Source organism: Shewanella youngdeokensis, from assembly GCF_033180165.1.
Lineage (GTDB): Bacteria > Pseudomonadota > Gammaproteobacteria > Enterobacterales > Shewanellaceae > Shewanella > Shewanella youngdeokensis.
In genome coordinates this window covers 1803098-1827247 of the sequence record NZ_CP136522.1, presented here as the reverse complement: position 1 = coordinate 1827247, position 24150 = coordinate 1803098, and the positions used below count along the sequence as shown (strand labels likewise).

The window sequence follows — 24150 nt, the reverse complement described above, 5'->3', positions numbered from 1 at the left end:
AAAAATTAAAGCGCTATACCTACCTCAACCGTTTTAGCCTTATTCAACTTATCGTTCTCAGTGTACCGGACAATTAACTGCGTATTGGCCGCCAATTGTTCAGTAATAGGGACTGAAAAGGTACGTTGTTCAAGCTCAGTATAAATTGCGACATTTTTAGAGCCCCCGACGATACGCCCTGTTGCAGCATCAACGATTTCAACATCACCGTAACTACTACGTTCACCGTCACGGCCGATGGTAACTTGAATAGCATGCTGCCCAGCATCAATATTGGTGTCTAGAATACGTAGATTTGTATCTAATTCTCCGACTCTTAAGATCACAGGCACAGAAACTTTTAAATAAGCACTGATAGAAAGGCTAAAAGGCTCAGACGCATCGGCATCAGTTTCTGATTTTACCGGCGCTAAAGGGATCTGATGAAACACTATATAACTGCGGTACTCACCTTTTTCGATACTTTTAGGCAACCTTGCTGCCAACCTCACCTTTACGGCTTGTTCAGGTTCTATATTAAGTCTTCGAGGCGAGTAACGGACATAATCAGACAGTGAAAATAATGCTCGGTCATTATCTAACGAAATAAACTCACCCGAATCTAGCATTTCTTTATCTTCAAAATATATATTGTATCTTGCCGTATTTTCACTTCGATTCATCAAAGTAAATACAGCGCTACGATTTTTAAGATTATCGAGTTCAACACGAGTAGGGTTAACTAACAAATTGGCAAAAGATTGGAAAGATAACAGTGCGGCAAAACCGCAAACAAAAAATTTCTTCATAATACGCCCAGCTAATGGTGAGGTTAACCTCATTATTGTTTTTTGATTTAGCTTACTTCGAGCTTACACTTCAGTTATAAGTTTTGGTGTTATTGAATAATAACGTAAAGAAATAGAACAATAAACAACCAGCAAGATTAAGTTTATTGTTCTATTTAGTTGATTAACCGATGCTATAGACTAGTAAGTCACAGATACCGTGTAATCAATCTGTTTAGCGCCAGCAACAGTGCTTGCTGCGACAACTGCAACATTGCCACCGATGCTCACAGTTGCATTACCGCTACCATCAATCGTTAAGGCTGTAGCAGGTAACAACGGTGTGAAAGTTACACCAGCAACACTTGTATCTGCACCAGATACACTAATTGTTGGGGCACCAGCATCAAGGCCTGTAATATCAAAAGTACCAACTGCACGTGTGGTACCGGTAGCTAAGCAGTTTGTACCTGTTTCATTACCTGCTGCATCAATCTGACAATTACCATCGGTAGCTATATCAATATCACCAAGGTTTAGATCTGCATTTTTAGCAACGGTAATTGGAGCAACCAAATTAAAATAAGCCGTACCGGTAGCGTCAACTGCGTGAGCTTGAGCTGTCAGTAAAAGAGATGATGCGAGTAAAGATGAAACTAGAATTTTGTTTTTCATGATGCTGTTCCCAAAGTTGTACTGTAATTATAATTGATTTTATGTCGAGCCTAAGCACTTGTTTAACTATGCTTTTAGTTAACCTCGCAACACAAGATAACAACTTCGCAACATTTAGCAATAGACGGCCTAAATAAATTACAGCCTATTTATCTTAGGTATAAGAAAGCAAGATAAGCTTACTTTGGAGCATTCTGATAAAGTTAGTTAATAAGCTATAAATCAGTTATATCAATCACATAAAGTTATCTAGCCGACGTGAACACCTATGTTGATTAAAAAATGAAGCTCGAACTCCTGGTTATGTTGAATATGATTTAGCCTAGAATATAACCAAAAAAGATATCATATAACGTAAAAAACTAATCATTTAGTCTATCAACCAGTAATAACGTTACATCTTTAGTCGATACCACCGTATTTTATTAAATAGCGACGAGCATTTTTAAGCTGTTAATATACGGCAAGGTTAGTGGTTAGTTTTATGTAGGTAATGTCTTTATTAAGGGGAAACATGCTTAAGTTTATCAAGTTAAAACTAGTATTTTTTTACATACTCTATATTGGTCTGGCTATTTCATGTGATAGTTATGCCGCTATTACGATTACAGAATTGCAACCGCTTAAATACCCTGCCGCGATCAAGAACATTGATAAATCAACAACCGTGTTAGTCAATTGGAAAGGTCAATTAGGAGGGGCGACAAATTCTGTGGTATTAAACAACGACTACTACCAAGGTAAATATCTAATAACCTCTAATACTAATCGACCAATCACCATCGAACTTATCCAGCTCGGAAATGAGAACAAGATAAAATTAAAAACATTACGTGTTAGATATAAAAACAAAACCTATAAGAGCTTTCCAACGGTACAGTTAGAAAATCCAGGGATTGAAGGCGAATTAATCGAGATAGGTGCCAAGGTGGTTGCAGCCAAAAGAGCGACAACAGGTGAAAAGTATCCACAATATACACTCACAATAGAAGAGCAATGACATTACAAAAGCTCTTCTATGGTGAGTTTTAAATATTGCTGACGACTAATTTACAGCCGTTACTTAGCTTCAGGCTGAATTAAATTGAAATGAGTATAAGCACGCTGAGTGGCAATACGGCCTCTAGGAGTACGCTGAATAAAGCCTTGCTGAATTAAAAAAGGCTCAAGCACATCTTCAATAGTTTCACGCTCTTCGCCAATCGCCGCTGCTAGGTTATCAAGCCCAACAGGCCCGCCCATAAACTTGTCGATAATGGCCAAAAGCAGTTTTCTATCCATGTAATCAAAACCTTCAGCATCAACATCAAGCATATCAAGTGCCTGCTCTGCTATTTGCTTAGTCACATTACCACTGTGCTTCACTTCAGCATAATCACGCACCCGGCGTAATAAACGGTTAGCGATTCTTGGCGTTCCACGAGAGCGCTTGGCAATTTCAATAGCGCCTTGTTCATCAATTTCTAGCCCCATCACCGTTGCTGAACGTTTAACAATGGTTGATAAATCTTTGACGTTATAGAACTCTAACCTTAATGGTATGCCAAAACGGGCTCTTAGTGGAGAGGTCAGCGCACCTGCGCGGGTCGTGGCACCTACTAAGGTAAATGCTGGTAACTCTAACTTTATCGAGCGTGCAGATGGTCCCTCACCAATCATAATATCGAGTTGGTAATCTTCCATCGCCGGATACAAAATCTCTTCAACAACAGGGCTTAATCGATGAATTTCATCAATAAATAACACGTCGTTTTCTTCTAGGTTAGTCAATAGTGCAGCTAAGTCACCGGCTTTTTCAAGTACCGGTCCAGAAGTAGACTTGATGTTAACGCCCATTTCGTTGGCCACAATCATCGCCAACGTTGTTTTACCCAAACCTGGTGGGCCGTAAATAAGCATATGATCTAACGCTTCACCACGCTTTTGTGCAGCTTCAATAAAGATTTTTAACTGCGCTCGAGTGTCGTCTTGACCTGTGTATTCATCCAGCAACTTAGGGCGCATCGCCCTATCAATCACTTCTATCGGTTCAATCGCTTCTGGCTGGATTAGTCTATCAGCTTCAATCATCTTTAACCCTTAAAGCATTGACTTAAGTGCTGATTTTATCAGCGATTCAGAATCTATACCGTCAACATATACTGCTGAAACCGCTTTGCTAGCTTGTGCGGGTTTAAACCCAAGCGACAATAAAGCGCTAATTGCATCTTCTTCAGCGGTGTTCTCTATAACAGGTGCGGTATAGTTAGATTGCAGCACAAATTCTCTTTCAGAACCTGCAGATGTTTCCATAAGGCTTTTGAGCTTATCGCGCATTTCTACCAATAAACGTTCAGCGGTTTTCTTACCAACTCCCGGCAACTTCACCAATGTGGCGATATCATCCCTTTCGACACAGGCAACAAACTCGCTGGCGTTCATACCAGATAAAATCGTCAATGCCAATTTAGGTCCAACCCCATTGGTTTTGATCAGTAGTCTAAATAGAGCCCGCTCCTGCTTTGAGGTAAAGCCATATAGTAGCTGTGCATCTTCTCTGACAACGAAATGGGTAAAAACAACGGCTTCCCCACCTATTTCAGGCAACTCATAAAAACTAGTCAATGGCATTTGGATCTCATAGCCAACACCAGAAACATCAATCAGTACTTCAGGCGCTTGTTTTTCGACAAGCAAACCACGTATACGACCTATCATTTGTATCTTCCGTATGTTCTTGAACGTGCCCTGCCGCCCATGGCAACTAAGCTTTGATTAGTATGATAATGACATACTGCAACCCCTAATGCGTCAGCCGCATCGGCTTGAGGTGAACTCGGCAGCTTTAGTAATTGCTGGATCATATGTTGAACTTGAGACTTATCAGCCTTTCCCGTTCCTACAACAGCACTTTTTATTTGAGTGGCGCTGTATTCAGCAACCGGTAAGTTTGCGACAGTCGCCGCCACAATGGCTGCGCCTCGTGCTTGCCCCAGCTTAAGTGCTGAATCAGCATTTTTAGCCATAAACACCCGTTCTATGGCAAACTCATCAGGCTGGTACTGCCTAATAATCTCCGATATTCCATCAAATATTTGTTTTAAACGTAACGGTAATTCGTCTGAGCTAGTTCGAATGCAACCACTCCCCACATACACTTGTTTACGTCCAACACATTGGATCACTCCGTAGCCAGTGATCCGAGAGCCAGGGTCAACCCCTAAAATTATGGCCATATAAGCTTATTCTAGCCCCGCCATGACATCGTCAGAAATATCACCATTATGGTATACCTCTTGTACGTCATCATGATCTTCAAGGTTATCAATTAAACGCAAAAATTTAGGCGCGGTGTTCGCATCAAGTTCTGCTTTAGTTGATGGCACCATAGTGACTTCAGCATTAACTGCTTCAAGCCCCGTTGCGTCTAACGCATCTTTAACTGCACCAAAGTCTTCTGGTGTGGTAAATACATCAACAGAGCCATCATCATGGGCAATCACATCATCTGCTCCCGCTTCAAGTGCTGCATCCATAATCGTATCTTCATCAACGGCTTGATAAGAAATAATACCTTTTTTATCAAACAAATATGCAACTGAACCGTCGGTACCTAAATTACCACCTGATTTACTAAATGCGTTTCTTACGCCCGAAACTGTTCGGTTTTTGTTGTCGGTCATGGTTTCAACCAATACCGCGGTGCCACCAGGGCCATAACCTTCATAAATAATCGTTTCTAGAACTTGGCCATCTAACTCACCAGCCCCACGTTTAATTGCACGTTCTACCGTGTCACGTGTCATGTTATTTGATAATGATTTATCAATGGCAGCACGTAACCTTGGGTTAGCATCAGGATCAGAACCACCTTCGCGTGCAGCAACGGTTAACTCTCGAATAAACTTCGTAAAAAGCTTACCGCGTTTAGCATCTTGCGCTGCTTTGCGGTGCTTAATATTGTCCCATTTACTATGACCAGCCATCTTTGTCTCCTACCATCGAGTCTTAAGCAAATGCATTCTAAATGATGATTTTGCCAAAAATATTCGAAAAAAAAGCCGAGTCTAAACTCGGCTCTTTTTAGTTTTGCTTATTGTTCGTCTTTATTGTCATCCGCAATGACCTGAACACCCAATTCAACTAACTGGTCTGGATTTGCATAACCCGGCGCGTTTGTCAAAGGACACGCTGCAGTTGTTGTTTTAGGGAATGCCATTACATCACGAATAGAGCTTGTACCAGTCATTAGCATGATGATGCGATCTAAACCAAAGGCTAAACCAGCATGTGGCGGCGTACCATAGCGCAGAGCTTCAAGTAAGAAGCCAAACTTTTCGTTAGCTTCTTCATCACTAATACCCAGAATTCTAAATACTGCAGACTGCATTTCACTGTTGTGAATACGAACCGAACCACCACCTAATTCACAACCATTGAGTACCATATCGTAGGCGTCTGAAATAGCACCAGTCGGATTAGCTTCTAACTCTGCTGGTGTCATATTGCTTGGCGCAGTGAACGGGTGATGCATTGCATGCAAACCACCATCAGAAGTGCGTTCAAACATCGGGAAGTCAACAACCCAAAGCGGTTTCCAGTCACCTTGTAACAAGTCAAAATCTTCACCTGCTTTAAGACGTAAAGCGCCCATCGCTTCGGCAACGACGTTTGCTTTATCGGCACCGAATAAAATCAGGTCGCCATCTTTAGCGCCAGTGCGCTCAAGCAGTGCATTAACGACGTCTTCGCTTAAGAACTTAAGGACTGGTGATTGGATCCCGTCCATACCTTTTGCCAGTTCTTTCACTTTCATCCACGCTAAACCTTTTGCACCGTAGATAGTTGCGTACTTAGCGTACTCATCTAACTGCTTACGTGAAAGTTTAGCGCCATCAGGAATACTTAATACAGCTACGCGGCCATCTGGATCATTGGCTGGACCATTAAAGACAGCAAACTCAACATCTTTAACAAGGTCAGCTACGTCAATCAATTCAAGCGGGTTACGTAAATCTGGCTTATCAGAACCGTAACGACGCATGGCTTCTGCAAAGGTCATTTTAGGAAATTCACCTAAATCAACATTCAACAGTTCTTTAAATAAGCCGCGAGTCATTTCTTCTGTTTTAGCCATCACTTGCTCTGATGACATAAACGAGGTTTCGATATCGATCTGAGTAAATTCTGGCTGACGGTCAGCACGTAAATCTTCATCACGGAAACACTTAACGATTTGGTAGTAGCGATCAAAACCAGACATCATCAACAGCTGTTTAAATAACTGTGGTGATTGAGGCAACGCAAAAAACTGACCTTTGTAAGTACGGCTTGGTACTAAGTAGTCACGAGCCCCTTCAGGTGTGGCTTTAGTTAAAATCGGTGTTTCAATATCTAAGAAGCCGTTTCCATCAAGAAAACGTCTAACAGCACTAGTCACTTTAGAGCGGAATATAATACGGTCTGCCATCTCTGGACGACGTAAATCTAAGTAGCGGTATTTTAAGCGCTGCTCTTCAGTATTATGCTGGTTTTTATCCATGTTGATTGGCAATGGAGCAGAACTGTTAAAAATAGACAGCTCTAGCCCTAAGATTTCAACTTCACCGGTACGCATATCCGGATTAATCTGGCTATCAGGTCTCGCTCTGACCTGCCCTTTAATTTGCACACAAAATTCACTGCGCAAAGTACTTGCCACTTCAAATACTTCAGGAAGGTCTGGATCATAAACAACTTGGACTATGCCTTCTCTGTCACGCAGATCGAGAAAAACAACGCCGCCTAAATCTCGGCTACGATTAACCCAACCCACTAGGGTTACTTCTTGACCAACGTGAGACTTATTAACGTCTCCACAATAATGACTGCGCATTTAACTCTTCCTTTATTCCGCAAAGCGATGTTTGAGGATCTGGTTCAAAACAAGACAAAAGTGGCATTATAGAGATATATTGCCGTTTTCCAAATAACAAATCGACTAGTCGGTTAAGTATCAGCCAATTTTAGAAAAAAATGAATAGATTTAGCAGAATGTTAGTGCCAAAGTGAATTTTTGGCCGGGTTTCTACCTGTATTTTGACACAATACATTTTTCGGCCCGTAATCATAAGTAACAAATCAATTTTTGACCATCAACAGGGCCCGATCCTCGCGGGTATTTAAACCGAAATTGATAAACGCTTCGGTAGATGACTCCAGACACTGAACTGCCTAGATTGACCAACCCAATAAACTCATCCCCACCCAAACACCAGACACAATTTAGAGGGCTTTACCACTGGTGGTGATACTTCGTTAATGGATTTTACCATCAATGTTCAATCACCATAGCGCAAAACTCAAGGCCGCAAGAAAATACCAATACACCAAAATTAACCGTTGCTTTAACGCCATGACTTAAACATACAGTACCAATTTTTAGGACTCATTTATCAAGTGAAGTGACATAATGCTGGCTATTGTTGATGGTTATGGATTGTGTAAAATCAAAACTACCATGCCAACATATGCATAGCTACACAGCTGTACGTTATTTAACGGCTGTCGCCAGGCAGCTGCTGTAAACTCAATTAAAGCTTATTTTGTTTTACCCTCTCTCGCCATAAATCAATTAATAACAAGTTAGCAGTATCACTTTCATCAACATACTGAAATAGCTAAGCCTGCTTCATAGTTGCTGCAGCAGTGACAATTGACCGATTACAGCAAAGCAGAAAAAATATCACTGCGGGTATCATGCAACCGCCAGATTTCAATTATAATCCTTATAAAAGCTAAGCTGCATGTGCTTTTTTGTTACGATAATGCTATCAAACTAAATTTTATGCTGAATATCCAGTACGCCACTTGCTGGTTATAGAGATGTTTAGCTAGAATGTGATGTTAATTTCCAATTATTTGCTCTCATGACATCTTCTCAAGACAATATATACGCAAAACCTTACCAAAAAGTCAGTGATTTTCAGTTTGATGATAAAGTCGCAGGTGTATTTAATGACATGATCCGTAGGTCCGTTCCTGGCTACGGACAAATTATCAATACCATTGGCGATCTCGCCCATAAAAACGCAACGCCTAACAGTAAAATTTATGATTTAGGCTGTTCTCTAGGGGCGGTAACGTTAAATGTTCGCCGCCGATTAGAAGGCCGTAATTGTCAAATTATTGCGGTTGATAACAGCGAGTCGATGATTGAACGCTGTAAGCAAAATTTATCGGCTTATGTTAGTGAAACCCCAGTAAAATTAATTTGTGGTGATATCCGCGATATTGAAATAGAACAAGCGTCTATAGTTATACTTAACTTCACTATGCAGTTTCTTGCACCTGTCCATAGAGAGCGTTTACTGAAAAAAATCTATGACGGCCTACTGCCTGGTGGCATTTTGGTCTTGTCTGAAAAATTGTACTTTGAACAAGATCGAATTCAAGCAACGCTTGATGATTTACACCTCGATTTTAAAAGAGCTAACGGTTACAGCGAGTTAGAGATCAGCCAAAAACGCAGCTCACTCGAAAATGTGATGAAACCGGATACGCTTCAACAGCATGAAGAACGAATAAGAGCCCAAGGTTTTGACCAATTTAGTGTTTGGTTCCAGTGTTTTAATTTTGCATCAATGGTGGCAATGAAGTGATTAGTTTTAGCTCATTTTACAAACAAATTTCCGATTCTAGTCTTCAACACTGGTTAGAAACCTTGCCCGCTATTTTAGGCCAATGGCAACGTGAGCATAAGCACGGCTCTTTACCTAAATGGGAAAAAGTACTCAATAAGCTCAATTACCCTGACCCCGATACTGTTGATTTTAAATCCAGTGTCACAATAGGTTCAGGCGAGCAGTTGTCTGAAGGTGAAAAACAAAAGCTAGAAAACTTACTTGGGATCTTCAAACCTTGGCGAAAAGGTCCATACTCCATTCATGGTATTGAAATAGACACTGAATGGCGTTCAGATTGGAAATGGGATCGTGTTTCTCCACATATTTCTCCGCTTGCTAATCGTACCGTCTTAGATGTGGGTTGTGGCAGTGGTTACCATATGTGGAGAATGCTCGGTGAAGGTGCTAAACACGTCGTCGGCATTGATCCTTCTCCGATGTTTATGTGCCAATTTGAAGCGGTTAAACGCATCGCTGGTAATAACCAACCGATCCACTTTTTACCACTCGGGATTGAAGAGCTGCCTCCACTTGATGCCTTTGATACCGTGTTTTCAATGGGCGTGTTATACCATCGTCGCTCACCGATTGACCACCTAATACAATTAAGGGATCAGCTCCGTTCTGGTGGTGAACTCATTTTAGAAACATTAGTAATAGATGGTGATGAAAATACCGTTTTGGTGCCACAAGACCGCTACGGCAAAATGAACAATGTTTGGTTTTTACCATCAGTTGCAGCTCTTATGTTGTGGCTTAAAAAGAGTGACTTTATCAATATTCGCTGTGTTGATTTAGATGTAACGTCACTGGCCGAACAAAGAAGTACCCGTTGGATGCCCAATGAATCATTAGTGGATTATTTAGACCCTAACGATATGAGTCTAACCGTTGAAGGTTACCCAGCTCCCAAAAGAGCCACAATAATTGCCACTAAAAATCAACCTAACAAAGATTTAATTTAGTCGAGTAATGGGAAGCATTATGTTAAAGCAGACAATATTTATCGCCGTCATTACCACAGTACTTAGCGGCTGCGCGTCGACACAAGAAGACAACCAGCCTAAGCCTGTTGATATAGCGACGCTACAAGCAAGCTTGAACCAACAACAGAGCAGTATTATTAATGCGATTGACGCTTGTAAAAGTATACAGACTGCAGGCATTACTCAGCTTGCAAGTCAGATTGACCGCCTTAATGACACAATGCAGACATTGAATACAAAACCGCAAGAAGTTGAAATAGTGCCAGTCGTTGCGCCTTTGCAATGCCCACCTTCACCACTTGATGGTAAGTTTATACTAGGTGCAATTGAGCACGTTTATGTTGACGAGCTAAAAGCCAGTTTTAATACCCGAATAGACACCGGCGCAGAGTCATCATCAATCGATGCACGTAATATCATTTTGTTTGAAAGAGATGGTACCCAATGGGTGCGGTTTGATGTATTAACTAACGGAGCAGAGCAACCAGCACAAACATTTGAGTCTAAAGTCGAACGCTTTGTCCGGATCAAAGAAGCCGATAATAAAACTGACCGTCGTCCGGTTATTCATGCCCACCTTGAAATCGGCCAATATAAAGCTGAAACAGACTTAAACCTAAGTGACAGAAGCCACTTAGAATACCCCATGTTATTGGGCCGTAAATTTATGCAAGACATTGCTGTGGTAGATGTTGGTGAAACATTTATTCACGGAAAGAAGTAAGACGATAATGCATCGCCTGCTTCTCAATTTTAGGAAAACCATTAATGCATTCTAGAAAGCCGTTTTATATTTTAGTTGCCATGCTGTTTATTGCGGGCATCACAGCCAGTATTTACCGTGGTATTGAGCATAACGTTCCCTTTTTACCTGGCAAACAAGTTCAAAGCTGGGCCGTTGACGCAAAGGTGAGTTTTCAAGGAACCGACGCACCTGCTGAAGTTTCTTTTTCGTTACCAGAAGATCCTGCTTATAAAGTCTTAGTCGAAAATGCCACCTCTCCTGGTTATGGCTTAACCATAACCAATAATCAGGTTAATCGTCGAGCAATATGGTCTGTACGCGAAGCGTCTGGACAACAAGACCTATATTATAAAGTCACCTTAATACCAACAGGCCAAGATAAAATATTATCTCGAGGTGAGCCCGACATCCCTAAGCCTTATATCTGGCCAGTAACTGAAAGCGCTGCAGCAATGCAAGTGACTGAAGAAGTATGGTCAAAAAGTGCCACAAACCTCTCTTTCGCTCAACAATTAAATAAAGAGCTTAACGCGAATGACCGTAGCCAAAATATCGAATTACTACTGGCCGGTAACTCGCCAAGTAAATTGTTTACTCGTGTGCTGCACAATAAAGGGATCCCAGCTCAAGAAGTTAATGGCTTATTCTTAGAAGATCAACGTCGCCGTCAACAACTAACTACTTTTGTTGAAGTTTATAATAACGGCGAGTGGCACCTTTTTGACCCTGCAACCGGAAACCAAGGTCGGCCTGAAAATCTATTATTATGGGCACGCTCAGGTAAATCGGTATTAGATGTTATTGGCGGAGTAAATTCTCAAGTCAACTTTTCAATGCTACAAGATACTCGTTCAGCTCTAGCAACCTCATTAGATGTAATGCGAAATGACAATGCGCTTGATTTTTCCTTGTATCAATTACCTCTCGAGGAACAAAGTCTATTTAAAGGTATATTACTGATCCCTATCGGTGTACTGATGGTAGTATTTTTGCGAGTGTTAATTGGCATTAAAACATCAGGTACTTTTATGCCGGTGTTAATTGCCTTAGCGTTTATACAAACAACATTGTTTACTGGCCTAATTGGTTTCTTGTTGATTGTCGCGTTTGGCTTAATGATCCGCTCATACCTATCGCAGCTGAATTTGTTACTTATTTCACGGATTTCAGCCGTTATAATTGTGGTGATCGGGATTATTGGTTTATTTACGCTTTTATCTTATAAATTTGGCTTGAGTGAAGGATTAACCATTACGTTCTTCCCAATGATTATTCTCGCTTGGACCATTGAAAGAATGTCGATTTTATGGGAAGAAGAAGGCGCAAAAGAAGTTGCCCTACAAGGTGGCGGAAGCCTATTTGTTGCCACGTTAGCTTACCTTGCGATGAGCAATACTTGGGTACAACACTGGGTATTTAATTTCCTTGGGATCCACTTAGTCATTTTAGCGCTGGTACTGCTCATGGGGCAATATACTGGCTACCGCTTGCTTGAGTTGAAACGTTTTAAACCTTTGGCTGGAGAATAATATGTTTCTCGCAACCCCTTCAGCATTAAAGCTTAGTGGTGTCTTGGGAATGAACAAGCGTAATATTGATTATATTGGGCGCTATAACCCACGTAAATATTATAAACGCGTTGATGATAAGCTCACTACAAAACAGTTAGCCTTGGCCAATAAAATTGCAGTACCAGATCTTATTGGTACCGTTTGCGAACAACATGAAATTGGCGATATTCCTGCCATGGTGAATAAAACCGATGGTTTTGTCATCAAGCCTTCTAAAGGCTCTGGGGGTAAAGGGATTTTGGTTGTTACCAAAGTAGAGAATGGCCGTTATTTCAAACCCAATGGTCAAGAAGTGACTCCGTCTGAAGTGGATCGTCATGTTTCCAATGTTCTTAGTGGTTTGTTCTCATTGGGGGGGAATCCTGACGTTGCAATTATTGAAGGTTTAATTCAATTTGACCCGGTATTTGAGGGCTATTCCTATGAAGGCGTGCCCGATATCCGCTTGATCGTGTTTAAAGGCTTCCCCATCATGGGAATGATCCGTTTATCAACGGCAGCGTCCGATGGCAAGGCCAATTTACACCAAGGTGCCGTCGGAGTTGGAGTTGATATTGCAACCGGAAAGGGCCTACATGCCGTGCAATTTGATCAGCCAATAGAATTGCACCCAGATACAAAAAAGAAACTCACAGCAATACAAGTGCCACAATGGGACACTTTGCTGCGCACCGCTTCACAAGCTTACGAGATGTCTGAGCTGGGCTATTTAGGTACCGATATGGTACTTGATAAATTTAAAGGCCCTTTATTGCTAGAGCTTAATGCGCGCCCAGGTCTTGCAATCCAAATTGCAAATGGTCACGGGATCCTACCTCGCCTACGTCACATAGAGCAAATGACAAACCATAATATGTCAGTAGAAGAACGTGTCGCGTACGCAAAAAAACACTTTAGTGCTAATTGTTAACTTGAAAGTCTATATCGTTGGGTTGGTGATATTACTCACCAGCATGGTTAACACCGCTGCATATGCAGCGGTGTCTCCAGTGCCACTTTTAGTAGAACAGTGTTTACGTTACAGCTTTCCAACTTCAGCTGTCAGTGCTGATAGCAATACTAACGCTATTGCGCTTGAAAGAGGCTTCATTGGTTTTTTTAATATCAATGACCGGATCAACTATTATCGTCTGTTTCCAATTTCTAGCGCCGATAGAGAGTTACTCCTACAGTGTCAGCTTTACCTCGCGGATGAATTACACCTTTATTTAAACTCCGACGAATTTCAAGCTATGCAATTTAGTTTTGCCAGCAACAATGAACCCTCTATAAAGGCATTACTCAACCGAATCAATCAGCTAGCTAAATACAAAAAATCGGCGGCCTTTAAAGCGCAACTGCATACCGCGCAAGCCACTTTCAAACAGCAAGTCAGTTCAAAAGCATTAAGTTTAAATATTGTCGATAAACAGTGCCAACTGCAAAGTTCAGATAATACCAACGAACCTGCGACTAGCTTTATTGGCTCTTTGGCGAACTATTTAATCAAACAGCCTAGTGAGCACTGTCGACAACGAGTTTGGCAAGCCTATCAATCACGGGCAGCAATAAAAAATAAAATGGCACTCGACACGATTCTGTCATTACGCCAGCAACAAGCAGAGCAAGCCGGATATAGCCATTACAGTGATTTTGTCATTGATAGTCAGCTGCTAAATTCAATTGCAGCCGTTGAACACTTTCTACAAAGCAGCACCCAAAACATTGGCATTGCCCCATGGAACCTAGGCTACCAACTATCAAAAGCGCCCTCTTCTAGCGTCACAGCATTAAATGCGCATCAGTGGCTTATAAATGCAGCCAAAGTACTAGAAACTCTAGAGTTAAAATTTGAATGGATAAATAACAAGTCCATCCGCCTTTGGCATCGTCAACGCCTTTTAGGTGACATTTACCTATCACAAAGCCAAAAAATTGCGTTAAAACCAATTAAGCAAACTGTTGTCGGACAGCAATTTGGTCAAATGGAGTTATCTTTACCCAGTAAACTAACGCAGTACCGACAACAAAAACAAGCCACCTCAGCGTTAGCAGAAGCGATAACTAGGCTCAGTAAAGGACAACATTTTTATTTGCTTAATACGTTAGCGCAAACCGCTGACACCCGTGATATTGACCGTTTATGGCTAGAGTATTGGCTCGTTGAAAAGCTACTCGATGAGCCAAAAACCGGCTCTAGAGAAGCTATATTAACCGTTTACTCCCAGCAACTTAACGTATTCAGAGCCAAAGTTGCACTGGACTTATACCAACAACAACCCGACTACATTAAATATAAGCAGATGTTTTACAACAGCTTCGGGCAATATTGGCAAAATAGTGAAGATGCGCCATTCACCTTTAGCGCCATTGTTTATCAAGGGCCACTTTATTATCAAAAAGTATGGCAGCAAAGCCTTGCTCGATATATCTACCAGTCGACAAAAGACTGTAAAAATCAGCAAGATATATATAATACTCTAGTGGTTAACGAGCCCGCAGATACTCTACAGGTGGTACTAAAGCGTTTACTCGGTGAACCAGTTGATGCAATACCATTAATAACAAGGATCCAACATGCCCTCGATGCTCAAGACTTTCGGTCTGGTCGTTGCACTTTTTTACGTCAATAACGTCGCCGCCACGCCAACTGCCAGCCAACCAGCTAAAGAAGAAGTTTACCAAGCGATAAAAAATAAGCTTGAAACTCACTTGTTTGAGCTACCGCCACGTATACAAGGCCATTATGGGATCCGACAATATAGAATGACGGGTGAAAACCGCTATGCTAATGCAGCCCTTGTCGATTTATATGCTGTTACAGAAGCTCAAGCCTTTTACGCTTGTAACCTCAACGACACCGATTTTGTTAATCAGCAAGCACACAAAGCCATTGCCGCCCTAGGATCAGGACCAAGAGCTAAAGCAAGAAAAAAAGCGTTAGCGCCATTTCCGGAGTTCATTTTTTATACTGACTTACTTTTGCGTTATGCAAGTCGCATTAACGAATTCGGTCTTACAGGACCTTGTCATCAGTCTATGGTTCACACTTTACAAAAAATCGACCTAAAAAAAGGCCTAACTGACCAAGCCATGATCGAATCATGGGCAGCACAATTGATTAATTATGTATATTGGGCTAGACAGATTGGAGTCGGTGATTATTTAGCTGATTATAAACAAGCATTTACTAGTGTTTACCCCGATAAACGGGACTCAAAACTTAATAGAAAGCAGTACCGAAATAAGCTATACGGTATGACACATTTTATTTTTGCTGCGAGTGAATATTATCAGCAACCAGTTGATGCCAAAGAGTTTGAATGGATTTTAGGGTATTTTGAGCGCAACATAGAGCGGATCCTTAACGATGCAACCGACGATATAATTGCAGAAGTTGGGATAAGTTTTTTACTGGCAAATAAAGCAAATAACCCTGTGGTAGCAAAAACACAGCAACATATAATTACTGCGTTTAACCACCAAGAGCAAATGATCCCTTCACCTCGAGGCAACCCGAGCTTAGTCATGGGGGAGCATCGTAACGTGCTTGCGATGATGCTACTCAATTGGCCCGACACACTGTATCAAGGCCCCTACTTGTCTGAGCTAGAAGAGACTAAAAAGTACTTACCCAAACAAGTTCAGGCAAAAAATAAATAAAAATAATAGCGAACAAGAATCAATGGATAGAGCAAAATCTACACTAGAACAGTGGCGTATTATACAAGCAGTTGTCGATTACGGAGGGTATGCTCAAGCGGCAGAAATGCTAAACAAGAGTCAATCTTCACTTAACCATGCAGTGGCTAAGCTGCAATTTCAATTAGGTGTGCAACTACTTGAAGTTAGAGGGCGTAAATCCTACCTCACCGAATGCGGAGAAGTTCTTCTCAGGCGTTCGCGCCACATCACACAGTCGGTCAGTGAACTTGAGCTACTTGCTAACAACCTAGAAACTGGCTGGGAGCCAACAATCACTATCGCTCGCGAAATCGTTTATCCAATGGATGATTTGGTCGATGTGCTCAGTCAATTTCACCCTGTTAGCCGCGGAACCCGTGTCACTATATTAGACAGCGTGCTAGCCGGCACATCTGAACTTATAAGCAACGAAGCGGTTGAAATAGCCATCTGTGTAGGCTCCCCACCCAAAGGACATTTAGCAGAACCCCTGACCGATATTGATTTTAGTCTCGTTTGTCATCCTGAACATGTTTTAGCCCAGAGCGATGTTATTGAAGGTGACCAAGTTCTTGCGCAACACTTACAAGTTGTAATTAAGGACACCTCAACCCAAATAACACCAGATCTAGGATGGCTTAAATCAGAACAACGCTGGACGGTGTCAAACTTTCATGAAGCAATGGTAGTTTTAAAAAGAGGAATTGGATTTTGCTGGATCCCAACGGGCATTGTTCAAGCGGCACTTGACGCAGGAGAATTGAAAAAGATTAATTTGAAAGGAGCATCAAAACGCAAAGCTTCTCTCAGTTTAGTGGTTCCTCATCGCGATACACAAGGCCCAGCGAGCCAGCTGATTGAATCATTATTTAAAAAGCACCATAAAGTTACGAGTTGAACTCCATTTACAGCAATAAAAATTCTTTGAGCTTTTATTGCTGACTACACTTTAATATTAATAATCGATCCGATAGTCTCTGACGTCGCATCAATAATGTCCGCAGCAGCTTGAGCTTGGCTCACTAATGGCACCATACTGAGTAATGCTTGGCTCTTGTCACCACAATTGGCTGTGGTCGTTGCCGACACCGACTGACTCGAACTTGCAACATCAACTGTCGCCTGAGTTAAATCAGTTTGTGCACTTTGAAATCCATTATGACCAGAGATAATACTAGGAGGGATTTGCATAGTCTTTCCAATGGTTAAATATGTGATTAACATTATCGAATATTGTATCATTAATGTACAGCGGTTTATTTGCAAAAACATGTTTCTAAACAATAAACTACTCTTAAAAATCACAGGTTGATGTACCTATGATTAAGCACATATTCAACCTAAACATTCCCTTGATCCATACTACAATCAACATGAGTTATTTTAATCCACTATGGCTCGTTATTTCAGCGAAAGTGAACTGAGCTTCTCAAATTTTGATGACGAGTAAAATAGCCACTTTGTTTTTTAAATGCTACGGTTAAATACTCAACACCAATTAAACCCGATGTAATTGTTACTGAACAGGAGCATAACACTATGACGTCCCCCAAAATACTAATTGTGGATGACTCAACGGTTAGCTCAGCTTTGCTGTTGTCGATATTGGGTAAAGATTATAATGTGACCACAATAAACTCAGGTATGAATGCAGAAGCATTGGTCACCAGTTTACAGCCTGACTGCATACTCCTAGATATTATGATGCCTGGAAAAAATGGTTATCAAGTCCTCAAAGAGCTAAAAGATAATCCATTAACCTACGAGATCCCTGTAATAGTGATAAGTAGTTTAAATGAAAACTCTGACCAAGAGCTCGCCATCAAGATCGGCGCCCATGATTACATCTTTAAACCACTGGTTCCTGATGATGTTCACCAAAAAATCAATTCATGCCTCAAATTTTGACCCAAGTAATAACGATCATGAGCCACTAATTATAGATCCAGACGGGCTTAGATTAAGTGCTAGGTTTATGCCTCAATCAATAAGTGCAACTGCCGATAGAAAACTCGAATCAATAATATAATCGTTGTTGTATTGCTTCACTTGTCAGCTTTATCCACAGTATTACGAAGTTTCTACAAACCCATTTGTTAATAATCCGTTGGTTCGCAAGATCCTGCATACGTTGCAAATTTAGAGATGCATTTACCCTTTAATACAAAAATTAGTTAAACAGATAATGCATGCAAAAAAATCATTCCAATTAATGTTTCTTTGAAGTGATCATTCTCTTTTCTAATCGAGCTGAGATGGCATCATTGATCGCTTCATGAACTTTATCGCCACCGCAGTTAAATGGAAACCCGATATTTTCTGCGTAAGGATTTATGGGTGTCGGGGTTTTAACGATACGATAGCAGGTGTCACCTTGACGGACGATGCGATTGGGGTCAAGACGATGATCAGTGATGGGTATTTTACTGTACTCATTAACCTCAGGAAAAATCAATTCTACCATATCATTGTCTATCTCACTTATTGAGCTATAGCCAGTATATTCATTAGCTTTATCTACAATCAGAGTATCCAATGCAGCATCATTTTTACGTTGTAGATATGACCGGGTAAATGCCATAGCATTAGCTGTTTTATTGTTAGCACCTTCGCGCCTCTGACTGGCCTCAATAAGCTTATGAGCCTCCACTTTAAGCCCTGCGACTTCCAATACATCATTTGTTGATGGCTTTGACTCAAGTGTTTTATCAATTTCAACCTTTAGATCTGTACCAGATAAAGTGGCCACGGGTTTGTCTTCAAAAATGGAAATATCACTAATTTTTGATCTAGATGTGCTATCAACAACAGCTTCTAGTGCTCGCTTGTTAGGCGCTACATACAAGTACGATTGAATTTTTATTGGGGTAACAGCTGTAACCTTTAAAGGTAGCCGACCCCCAAATTGATTAATGCTCCCGATAAGCAGCACGTGCAGTAAAACAACCAACAATAGACCACGACGAGAAAAAAGCGCACTTTTAGTCTCTCTTTTCCCACCGTGAACAACTTCGACGCTTTCATCAACGGTGGAGGTTAATTGGGCAATGGTGTTAATCGTAAATAAAGGTGCTAGTAATTGCTGATTAGAGGATAACTTGAGGCTTTTATCAGCCTTGATGACCAAAGACTCATTATTTGACTGCAGATTGTCCAAACAGTCGTACGCAGCCGTTCCTTTTACAGCACCTGAAATAACACTGAAAAATGGTGTTATAGCCCTGTTAATTTGCCTCATTCCAATGAATAACTCTTTAGTCCATAAAGGGCTACTAGCTCAACTAGAAGACCTCATTAACGTAAAATAAAAAACGTTAAAAACAACACTCTAATTAGCTGTCATCACACAATATTGCTTCAATATATTCCGTAAATTCAGCTTGAAGATAGGTAAATTCGCCATTAAAAAGCAGGATACAAAATTTTAGAAAGCACTTTACTACAAAAGTTCAACATATATGCAGCTGACGGTTTGTAACATTTATCATTTAGAAAAAAGAATATTCTCATGGCAAAACACTCTAGCTAACACGTGTACGCTAAAAATATAGCTTTTAATACTAAAGCTGATACACTGCCATTAACCTTGGTCAAAATAAAAGCCATTAACACCCTATGTCAACTCAACAATCATCCTTGCCTTTAAATGCATTAGTTACCAAAGGCGCAAACTATAGCGTTAAAGAAGAGCTAGCAAACAGCTTAAGTCACGGCTTAGGAGTCGTGGCAGGTGTTATCGGTTTAGTCATGTGCATACTTAAAGGCTATGATCATCTATCGTTTATACAGATGAGCGGCGTTGTCGTTTACTGTAGCAGTATCATTTTATTGTTTCTTTGTTCGACGCTTTATCACAGCGCGACCGATCAAGCATTGAAACTGAAACTTAAGGTTGCTGACCATTGTGCGATTTATTTACTCATCGCCGGTAGCTATACCCCGCTCATGCTCATTACATTAGCGGGGGAAAGTGGCAACGGTAATGCAAATATCATACTGATGGCAATCTGGTTTATTGCCTTTGGCGGGATTTTATTTAAAACACTGTTTATAAACCGGTTTAAAGTATTTAGCTTAATACTTTACCTAGCTATGGGTTGGTTATGTGTCACAGTAATGCAAGAGCTGATAGCCTCTATGTCTAAATTGGGCTTTAGCCTGTTACTGATAGGTGGCTTATTTTACAGCTTAGGCGTCATTTTTTACGTCGCTAAAAGGATCCCTTATAACCACGCTATTTGGCACTTATTTGTACTTGGTGGTGCGGTAACACATTTTTTCTGTGTTTATTTAACGGTGATCTAACTCAACGCGACTGAACTGCGCAATGTTGTAATCCAGCTCGCAAGCATTCAATAATGAGGTAGTGCCAATGCAAACAGCTTTAAAAATGACGTCCGTTCGCCTTTTACCTTGCTAACATACGCTCAAAATTGGCGCTCAAAACCGCGGCTTGGTCATGCATACTAGCTTGCTCAAACAACGCCATAATGCATTCCACTGTGCATAAGCCACCCTCAACTTGATTACGCCTCAAACTAAACTCAGAGCTTCGATTCGTTGTTAACGTATACTTACGCGCTGTTTTTAAATAAGAACTACGGCGCAACATTTTGCGCGCCTCTTGCCATGTAGCATCTAAAATAACTAAGGTCGAAGGCATGGTTTGCTCAACTAAGTGCTGCTGTTGGGCATGACTTAATGCTTCGTTGTCAATTAAAGGTGCGTCAGAGTGTTCAAAAGTCGCTGTAGGTGTTGCTGACTCATCAGGAAAAAGTAAGGCTGTATCTGGTTGCTGCAACAAGGTTAATAAATGTTCATCTGGCGCCGTTCTCGCCCAAACTATCCGTTGGCAATATTGCGGAAAACACGTTAATGCAATTTGCCCTGTATTGGTTGGCCGCGAGACTTCACGTTCATGAGTTAATAAAATAATCTGTAATGGCTTCATTATCTTACCGTTGCACAATTTCCAAGTAAGCTATAAAAACGCCCCTCAATAGAGGGGCGCGGGGGATCATTTTCTGAAGTATAGTCAGCGAAGTGTTACTTATACTTTTTCACTTTTTTAAGTGCAATTTGTTGTTTTAGCATCGACAAATGGTCGGTAAATACAACGCCATTCAAGTGGTCCATCTCATGTTGCAATACAATGGCCAAAAACTCATCAGTGTCAATTTCAAAGGGAGTGCCGTTGCGATCTAATGCAGTAACCTTAACGCCTTCATAACGGTTAACTTTTGCACGGTAGCCAGGAATAGACAAACAACCCTCTTCTCCTTGAAATTCGCCACGGGTTTCGACCATTTCAGGATTAATTAGCACCATTGGTTGATCGCGTTCTTCAGATAAATCGATAACTAAAATAGCATGTAAGCTACCAACTTGAGTTGCAGCAAGTCCGATACCATCATCTGTGTCGTACATGGTATCGATCAAATCATCAATAAAACCTTGTACGGCATCAATATCCTGAACCGGCTCAGCCTTACGTTTAAGTCGCTCATCAGGAATGGTTAAAATGTCTAACACTGCCATATTATTATCACACTAAAATTAATTAAAAATTCCGCGCTATTATGACCGAATCAACCGTAAAGGCAACTGCCAAAAGTGTATACAAGCCTAGGCTAGCTCAATTTTAATAGGATGGACGACCTGGCAAGACATGCAATGCATACGCAAAGATAAGGCATTTTGGTGATATTGTGACGGTTACCATAAGAAATTTTAAAATAAAAGCCTGTGTTCAGTAATGAATACAGGCTTTTTGATATAACAAAACTAAGTTTGCCGGCAAGGCTGGCTACATTAGAACTGAGAGCTAACAGCAAAAACCCATTGAGTGTCTTCAGTTTCAATGTTTTCAAGCTTTTCCCAGTCATATTGATAACGAACAACCCATGACCACTGCTCGTCAACTTCAAAGCCCAGTGCTATCCATCCTTTAGCATCAAAGCGCTCTACGCCATCAACACCAGCGCTACCTTTTGCGTAAAGCTCGGTATACCATTGATCCGTTATTGGCCTTAATACTGTAATATTGGCATTAGCAGCGGTGCTATCAGTGTGCGATTTAACAGCTAAATGATTAGCACCAACTTCAGTATAAATTTGAGAATTATACCAACCCTGACTTTCATATATAACCCCAAGCTGATATTCATAATGGCTGGTTTTTCCCACTAACGTTGCCGTTTCGCCACGGTCAACCGAAGCTCTAATGTTCCACTGGCTTGATGATGAATACAAATAGCCTACATGCCATATATCACCCGCGGTGTTAGTGTTACCAGAAAGCTGTTGGCTTGCAGTTGATATACTGCCGCCAATTTTAAATATATCGCCGTCAAACGCTGCATACAGTGAATCACTTAAATTAAGTGGATCGGCAATGTGACGATATTGTCCAGCCAAAGCAGGAGTGGAAACCGTAGACAACAACAGTAATGAGCCTAAAAGACAATTGACAACCTGCATAGATATTCTTAATACCGTAAAAAGCGCTATTATTACTTTACGGCTAAGACTCAGCAAGGGCTTTTACTTTATATTACACGCAGTTAACAGTACCAGCACAATCAATCATAATATCAACATGCGTAACTTTTTGCTTGGGGCTGAACCATTCCACTTCAATAGAGTCACACAGCTAAACGTTGATATATAATCGAAAATATAAGGTCATTTAAAGTGCTAAACAGTCACAACACTTCACCAAAGCAGAAAATATGGCATATTGTGTCTATTATTCCTGAAGGTAAAGTTAGTTCATATGGCAAAGTTGCGGATCTTGCTGGACTTCCTGGCCGCGCTCGCTATGTGTCAACAGCATTAAAAGCTGCCCCAGCTTCACTTGCATTACCTTGGCATAGAGTCATTAACAGCCAAGGGAAAATAGCCTTTACTGAAGGGTCGGATCCCTTTATAGAACAAGTAGAGTTATTACGCAGTGAAGGCGTTACTGTTGTTCGTGGTCGAGTTATTTTGTCTGAATTTGAATGGCGACCCGATATTGCAACATTGGTCCTTTCCATACCATTTTAAATACAGTTGATACTGTTTTAAGGAGTTAGTTTGTCCAAAAAGTTACAAGTTATAATGGCGTTCAGTATGCTTTTTACCAGCCATGTTATTGCTGCTGACGCAAGTCCATTGACTCCCCATACTGCTGAGTACCAAGTTAATTTTGGCAGTATTGAATTGGGCCGAGCTCGTTACATTTTATCCCAAACCGACGACAATGCCTTTCAATACCGCTTTGACAGCGATGTGAGCTTACTTTTGCTCTCTGATCAGCGGCATATCCGTAGTGAATTTTCCCGAAAAGACAATACGCTCATCCCTATGCGTTACTCGGTTGAAAGAACAGGCACTGGTCCTAACTTTGAAGAGCAAGCAGCATTTGCTAAAGCTCAAAATGTGGTGCATAGCCGCTATAAAGGCCAACGGGCAAAGTTTCCGTATGACACCGAGTTATTTGATCCACTCATGGTGCAATTGCAATTTCGGCTTGATGTTACTGCCAATAAACAAGAATTGGTTTACAACATGGTTAAAGAGGGAGAGGTCGATGACTATGCGTTTAAAATTGTCGGAAAAGAACGGGTCAACATTGCAAGTGGCAGCTATGAAACCGTAAAATTTGAAGTGGTACGAACCAGCACTAAAAGACAAACCGTTTTCTGGATGGCACCGGCATTAACTTATTTGCCAGTTCGTTTAGCTCATTTTGAAAAAGGCAGTAAACAGCTCGATATTACTTTACTCAATTACCACTTTGACCAACCTCTACCCGACCAGCCAAGCGTTCATTCGGCTGCAATTGAACAAGCCGAAGTGAGTCAGCCATTAACTTCAGAGAAAAAACTCACACAACAAACTTCTGAGTTAACAAAACAGCAGTTAGCGGATCAAATTACTCAGCAATTATTATCCAACACCGATGAAGCAGATAAAGAGGCCACGCCAGCTAAGCAATAACACAGGGATGATTAACCATTTCATAGCTTAGACAAGCTAGGTTGCGAGCCCATATATTCTATGCGGTTTTACTCGGTAAAAGTCCAACAGCGCAGTGCGATTTAAACCCACTGCGCT

25 protein-coding genes are annotated in these 24150 nt (G+C 41.0%); 13 read left to right on the top strand and 12 right to left on the bottom strand.

From position 1 onward, the window contains the following. Positions 1-5: 5 nt before the first annotated feature. Both RGE70_RS07880 and RGE70_RS07875 read right to left on the bottom strand, forming a co-directional pair. Positions 6-788 carry a fimbrial biogenesis chaperone gene (locus RGE70_RS07880; RefSeq protein ID WP_310470940.1) on the bottom strand — a complete coding sequence of 261 codons (783 nt, stop codon included), beginning with the start codon at positions 786-788 and terminating at the stop codon, positions 6-8. 180 nt (positions 789-968) lie between these two features. After that, the gene (locus RGE70_RS07875; RefSeq protein ID WP_310470939.1) at positions 969-1442 is read right to left on the bottom strand and encodes a hypothetical protein; all 474 of its coding nucleotides are present in this window, start codon (positions 1440-1442) and stop codon (positions 969-971) included. A 514-nt stretch (positions 1443-1956) separates the two neighbouring features. On the opposite strand from RGE70_RS07875, the gene RGE70_RS07870 reads away from it, so the two are divergent. Beyond that, positions 1957-2442: a hypothetical protein gene (locus RGE70_RS07870; RefSeq protein ID WP_310470938.1), complete on the top strand. Its 486-nt coding sequence runs from the start codon at positions 1957-1959 to the stop codon at positions 2440-2442. 59 nt (positions 2443-2501) lie between these two features. On the opposite strand, the gene ruvB is transcribed toward RGE70_RS07870, so the two are convergent. The 5 genes from ruvB to aspS form a co-directional block, all read right to left on the bottom strand. After that, entirely contained in the window at positions 2502-3512 is a 1011-nt protein-coding gene (gene ruvB, locus RGE70_RS07865) for a Holliday junction branch migration DNA helicase RuvB (RefSeq protein WP_310470937.1), read from the bottom strand. A 9-nt stretch (positions 3513-3521) separates the two neighbouring features. Continuing rightward, a complete protein-coding gene (ruvA, locus tag RGE70_RS07860) occupies positions 3522-4139 on the bottom strand; it encodes a Holliday junction branch migration protein RuvA (protein ID WP_310470936.1) in 618 nt (205 codons plus the stop codon). Beyond that, a complete protein-coding gene (ruvC, locus tag RGE70_RS07855; protein WP_310470935.1) occupies positions 4136-4657 on the bottom strand; it encodes a crossover junction endodeoxyribonuclease RuvC in 522 nt (173 codons plus the stop codon). The genes ruvA and ruvC overlap by 4 nt, the downstream gene beginning before the upstream one ends. Before the next feature lie 6 nt (positions 4658-4663). Continuing rightward, on the bottom strand, positions 4664-5407 hold the full coding sequence (locus RGE70_RS07850) for a YebC/PmpR family DNA-binding transcriptional regulator (RefSeq protein WP_310470934.1): 744 nt from the start codon (positions 5405-5407) through the stop codon (positions 4664-4666). A 107-nt stretch (positions 5408-5514) separates the two neighbouring features. Further along, positions 5515-7296 carry an aspartate--tRNA ligase gene (aspS, locus tag RGE70_RS07845; protein ID WP_310470933.1) on the bottom strand — a complete coding sequence of 594 codons (1782 nt, stop codon included), beginning with the start codon at positions 7294-7296 and terminating at the stop codon, positions 5515-5517. Positions 7297-8329: 1033 nt separating this feature from the next. Here aspS and cmoA point away from each other — a divergent pair. From cmoA to RGE70_RS07805, 8 genes are read left to right on the top strand one after another with little or no spacing between them, the layout of a single operon-like run. Further along, complete coding sequence (cmoA, locus tag RGE70_RS07840; RefSeq protein WP_310470932.1) at positions 8330-9061, top strand: carboxy-S-adenosyl-L-methionine synthase CmoA; 732 nt, start codon at positions 8330-8332, stop codon at positions 9059-9061. Further along, positions 9058-10050, top strand: coding sequence for a tRNA 5-methoxyuridine(34)/uridine 5-oxyacetic acid(34) synthase CmoB (gene cmoB / locus RGE70_RS07835; RefSeq protein ID WP_310470931.1), 993 nt, complete (start codon positions 9058-9060; stop codon positions 10048-10050). Before cmoA ends, cmoB begins: the two co-directional genes overlap by 4 nt. Positions 10051-10069: 19 nt before the next feature. Continuing rightward, the gene (locus RGE70_RS07830) at positions 10070-10795 is read left to right on the top strand and encodes a putative ATP-dependent zinc protease (RefSeq protein WP_310470930.1); all 726 of its coding nucleotides are present in this window, start codon (positions 10070-10072) and stop codon (positions 10793-10795) included. A gap of 44 nt (positions 10796-10839) precedes the next feature. Beyond that, positions 10840-12345, top strand: a complete 1506-nt coding sequence (locus RGE70_RS07825) for an inactive transglutaminase family protein (protein ID WP_310470929.1) — start codon at positions 10840-10842, stop codon at positions 12343-12345. 1 nt (position 12346) lies between these two features. Then, positions 12347-13297, top strand: a complete 951-nt coding sequence (locus RGE70_RS07820) for an alpha-L-glutamate ligase-like protein (protein ID WP_310470928.1) — start codon at positions 12347-12349, stop codon at positions 13295-13297. Beyond that, complete coding sequence (locus RGE70_RS07815) at positions 13257-14999, top strand: M3 family metallopeptidase (RefSeq protein WP_310470927.1); 1743 nt, start codon at positions 13257-13259, stop codon at positions 14997-14999. Before RGE70_RS07820 ends, RGE70_RS07815 begins: the two co-directional genes overlap by 41 nt. After that, positions 14944-16029 (top strand): DUF3541 domain-containing protein, encoded by a 1086-nt coding sequence (locus RGE70_RS07810; protein ID WP_310470926.1) that lies wholly within the window; start codon positions 14944-14946, stop codon positions 16027-16029. Before RGE70_RS07815 ends, RGE70_RS07810 begins: the two co-directional genes overlap by 56 nt. A gap of 22 nt (positions 16030-16051) precedes the next feature. Beyond that, complete coding sequence (locus tag RGE70_RS07805) at positions 16052-16948, top strand: LysR family transcriptional regulator (protein WP_310470925.1); 897 nt, start codon at positions 16052-16054, stop codon at positions 16946-16948. A gap of 44 nt (positions 16949-16992) precedes the next feature. Here the strand turns inward: RGE70_RS07805 and RGE70_RS07800 are convergent, their stop codons facing one another. Continuing rightward, entirely contained in the window at positions 16993-17241 is a 249-nt protein-coding gene (locus tag RGE70_RS07800) for a chemotaxis protein (RefSeq protein ID WP_310470924.1), read from the bottom strand. 348 nt (positions 17242-17589) lie between these two features. On the opposite strand from RGE70_RS07800, the gene RGE70_RS07795 reads away from it, so the two are divergent. Beyond that, on the top strand, positions 17590-17958 hold the full coding sequence (locus RGE70_RS07795) for a response regulator (protein WP_310470923.1): 369 nt from the start codon (positions 17590-17592) through the stop codon (positions 17956-17958). 301 nt (positions 17959-18259) lie between these two features. On the opposite strand, the gene RGE70_RS07790 is transcribed toward RGE70_RS07795, so the two are convergent. After that, complete coding sequence (locus RGE70_RS07790) at positions 18260-19288, bottom strand: hypothetical protein (RefSeq protein ID WP_310470922.1); 1029 nt, start codon at positions 19286-19288, stop codon at positions 18260-18262. 377 nt (positions 19289-19665) lie between these two features. Between RGE70_RS07790 and trhA the strand changes: the two genes are divergently transcribed. Further along, positions 19666-20355 carry a PAQR family membrane homeostasis protein TrhA gene (gene trhA / locus RGE70_RS07785; protein WP_310470921.1) on the top strand — a complete coding sequence of 230 codons (690 nt, stop codon included), beginning with the start codon at positions 19666-19668 and terminating at the stop codon, positions 20353-20355. 103 nt (positions 20356-20458) lie between these two features. Here trhA and RGE70_RS07780 read toward each other — a convergent pair whose 3' ends face one another. The 3 genes from RGE70_RS07780 to RGE70_RS07770 form a co-directional block, all read right to left on the bottom strand. After that, positions 20459-21001: a tRNA-uridine aminocarboxypropyltransferase gene (locus RGE70_RS07780; protein ID WP_310470920.1), complete on the bottom strand. Its 543-nt coding sequence runs from the start codon at positions 20999-21001 to the stop codon at positions 20459-20461. 95 nt (positions 21002-21096) lie between these two features. Beyond that, positions 21097-21588 (bottom strand): peptide deformylase, encoded by a 492-nt coding sequence (gene def, locus RGE70_RS07775; RefSeq protein ID WP_310470919.1) that lies wholly within the window; start codon positions 21586-21588, stop codon positions 21097-21099. A gap of 273 nt (positions 21589-21861) precedes the next feature. Next, positions 21862-22530: a hypothetical protein gene (locus tag RGE70_RS07770; protein ID WP_310470918.1), complete on the bottom strand. Its 669-nt coding sequence runs from the start codon at positions 22528-22530 to the stop codon at positions 21862-21864. A 213-nt stretch (positions 22531-22743) separates the two neighbouring features. Here RGE70_RS07770 and RGE70_RS07765 point away from each other — a divergent pair, with 213 nt between their 5' ends. Both RGE70_RS07765 and RGE70_RS07760 read left to right on the top strand, forming a co-directional pair. Continuing rightward, a complete protein-coding gene (locus tag RGE70_RS07765) occupies positions 22744-23097 on the top strand; it encodes an MGMT family protein (RefSeq protein WP_310470917.1) in 354 nt (117 codons plus the stop codon). Positions 23098-23151: 54 nt separating this feature from the next. Continuing rightward, on the top strand, positions 23152-24033 hold the full coding sequence (locus RGE70_RS07760; protein ID WP_310472946.1) for a DUF3108 domain-containing protein: 882 nt from the start codon (positions 23152-23154) through the stop codon (positions 24031-24033). The last annotated feature ends 117 nt before the right edge of the window (positions 24034-24150 follow it).

What these genes read in the sequence shown, in the direction of transcription:
- RGE70_RS07880 (WP_310470940.1), bottom strand. Translation starts at nt 788, where the DNA reads ATGAAGAAATTTTTTGTTTGCGGTTTTGCCGCACTGTTATCTTTCCAA.
- RGE70_RS07875 (WP_310470939.1), bottom strand. Translation starts at nt 1,442, where the DNA reads ATGAAAAACAAAATTCTAGTTTCATCTTTACTCGCATCATCTCTTTTA.
- RGE70_RS07870 (WP_310470938.1), top strand. Translation starts at nt 1,957, where the DNA reads ATGCTTAAGTTTATCAAGTTAAAACTAGTATTTTTTTACATACTCTAT.
- ruvB (WP_310470937.1), bottom strand. Translation starts at nt 3,512, where the DNA reads ATGATTGAAGCTGATAGACTAATCCAGCCAGAAGCGATTGAACCGATA.
- ruvA (WP_310470936.1), bottom strand. Translation starts at nt 4,139, where the DNA reads ATGATAGGTCGTATACGTGGTTTGCTTGTCGAAAAACAAGCGCCTGAA.
- ruvC (WP_310470935.1), bottom strand. Translation starts at nt 4,657, where the DNA reads ATGGCCATAATTTTAGGGGTTGACCCTGGCTCTCGGATCACTGGCTAC.
- RGE70_RS07850 (WP_310470934.1), bottom strand. Translation starts at nt 5,407, where the DNA reads ATGGCTGGTCATAGTAAATGGGACAATATTAAGCACCGCAAAGCAGCG.
- aspS (WP_310470933.1), bottom strand. Translation starts at nt 7,296, where the DNA reads ATGCGCAGTCATTATTGTGGAGACGTTAATAAGTCTCACGTTGGTCAA.
- cmoA (WP_310470932.1), top strand. Translation starts at nt 8,330, where the DNA reads ATGACATCTTCTCAAGACAATATATACGCAAAACCTTACCAAAAAGTC.
- RGE70_RS07830 (WP_310470930.1), top strand. Translation starts at nt 10,070, where the DNA reads ATGTTAAAGCAGACAATATTTATCGCCGTCATTACCACAGTACTTAGC.
- RGE70_RS07825 (WP_310470929.1), top strand. Translation starts at nt 10,840, where the DNA reads ATGCATTCTAGAAAGCCGTTTTATATTTTAGTTGCCATGCTGTTTATT.
- RGE70_RS07820 (WP_310470928.1), top strand. Translation starts at nt 12,347, where the DNA reads ATGTTTCTCGCAACCCCTTCAGCATTAAAGCTTAGTGGTGTCTTGGGA.
- RGE70_RS07810 (WP_310470926.1), top strand. Translation starts at nt 14,944, where the DNA reads ATGCCCTCGATGCTCAAGACTTTCGGTCTGGTCGTTGCACTTTTTTAC.
- RGE70_RS07805 (WP_310470925.1), top strand. Translation starts at nt 16,052, where the DNA reads ATGGATAGAGCAAAATCTACACTAGAACAGTGGCGTATTATACAAGCA.
- RGE70_RS07800 (WP_310470924.1), bottom strand. Translation starts at nt 17,241, where the DNA reads ATGCAAATCCCTCCTAGTATTATCTCTGGTCATAATGGATTTCAAAGT.
- RGE70_RS07795 (WP_310470923.1), top strand. Translation starts at nt 17,590, where the DNA reads ATGACGTCCCCCAAAATACTAATTGTGGATGACTCAACGGTTAGCTCA.
- RGE70_RS07790 (WP_310470922.1), bottom strand. Translation starts at nt 19,288, where the DNA reads ATGAGGCAAATTAACAGGGCTATAACACCATTTTTCAGTGTTATTTCA.
- trhA (WP_310470921.1), top strand. Translation starts at nt 19,666, where the DNA reads ATGTCAACTCAACAATCATCCTTGCCTTTAAATGCATTAGTTACCAAA.
- RGE70_RS07780 (WP_310470920.1), bottom strand. Translation starts at nt 21,001, where the DNA reads ATGAAGCCATTACAGATTATTTTATTAACTCATGAACGTGAAGTCTCG.
- def (WP_310470919.1), bottom strand. Translation starts at nt 21,588, where the DNA reads ATGGCAGTGTTAGACATTTTAACCATTCCTGATGAGCGACTTAAACGT.
- RGE70_RS07770 (WP_310470918.1), bottom strand. Translation starts at nt 22,530, where the DNA reads ATGCAGGTTGTCAATTGTCTTTTAGGCTCATTACTGTTGTTGTCTACG.
- RGE70_RS07760 (WP_310472946.1), top strand. Translation starts at nt 23,152, where the DNA reads ATGGCGTTCAGTATGCTTTTTACCAGCCATGTTATTGCTGCTGACGCA.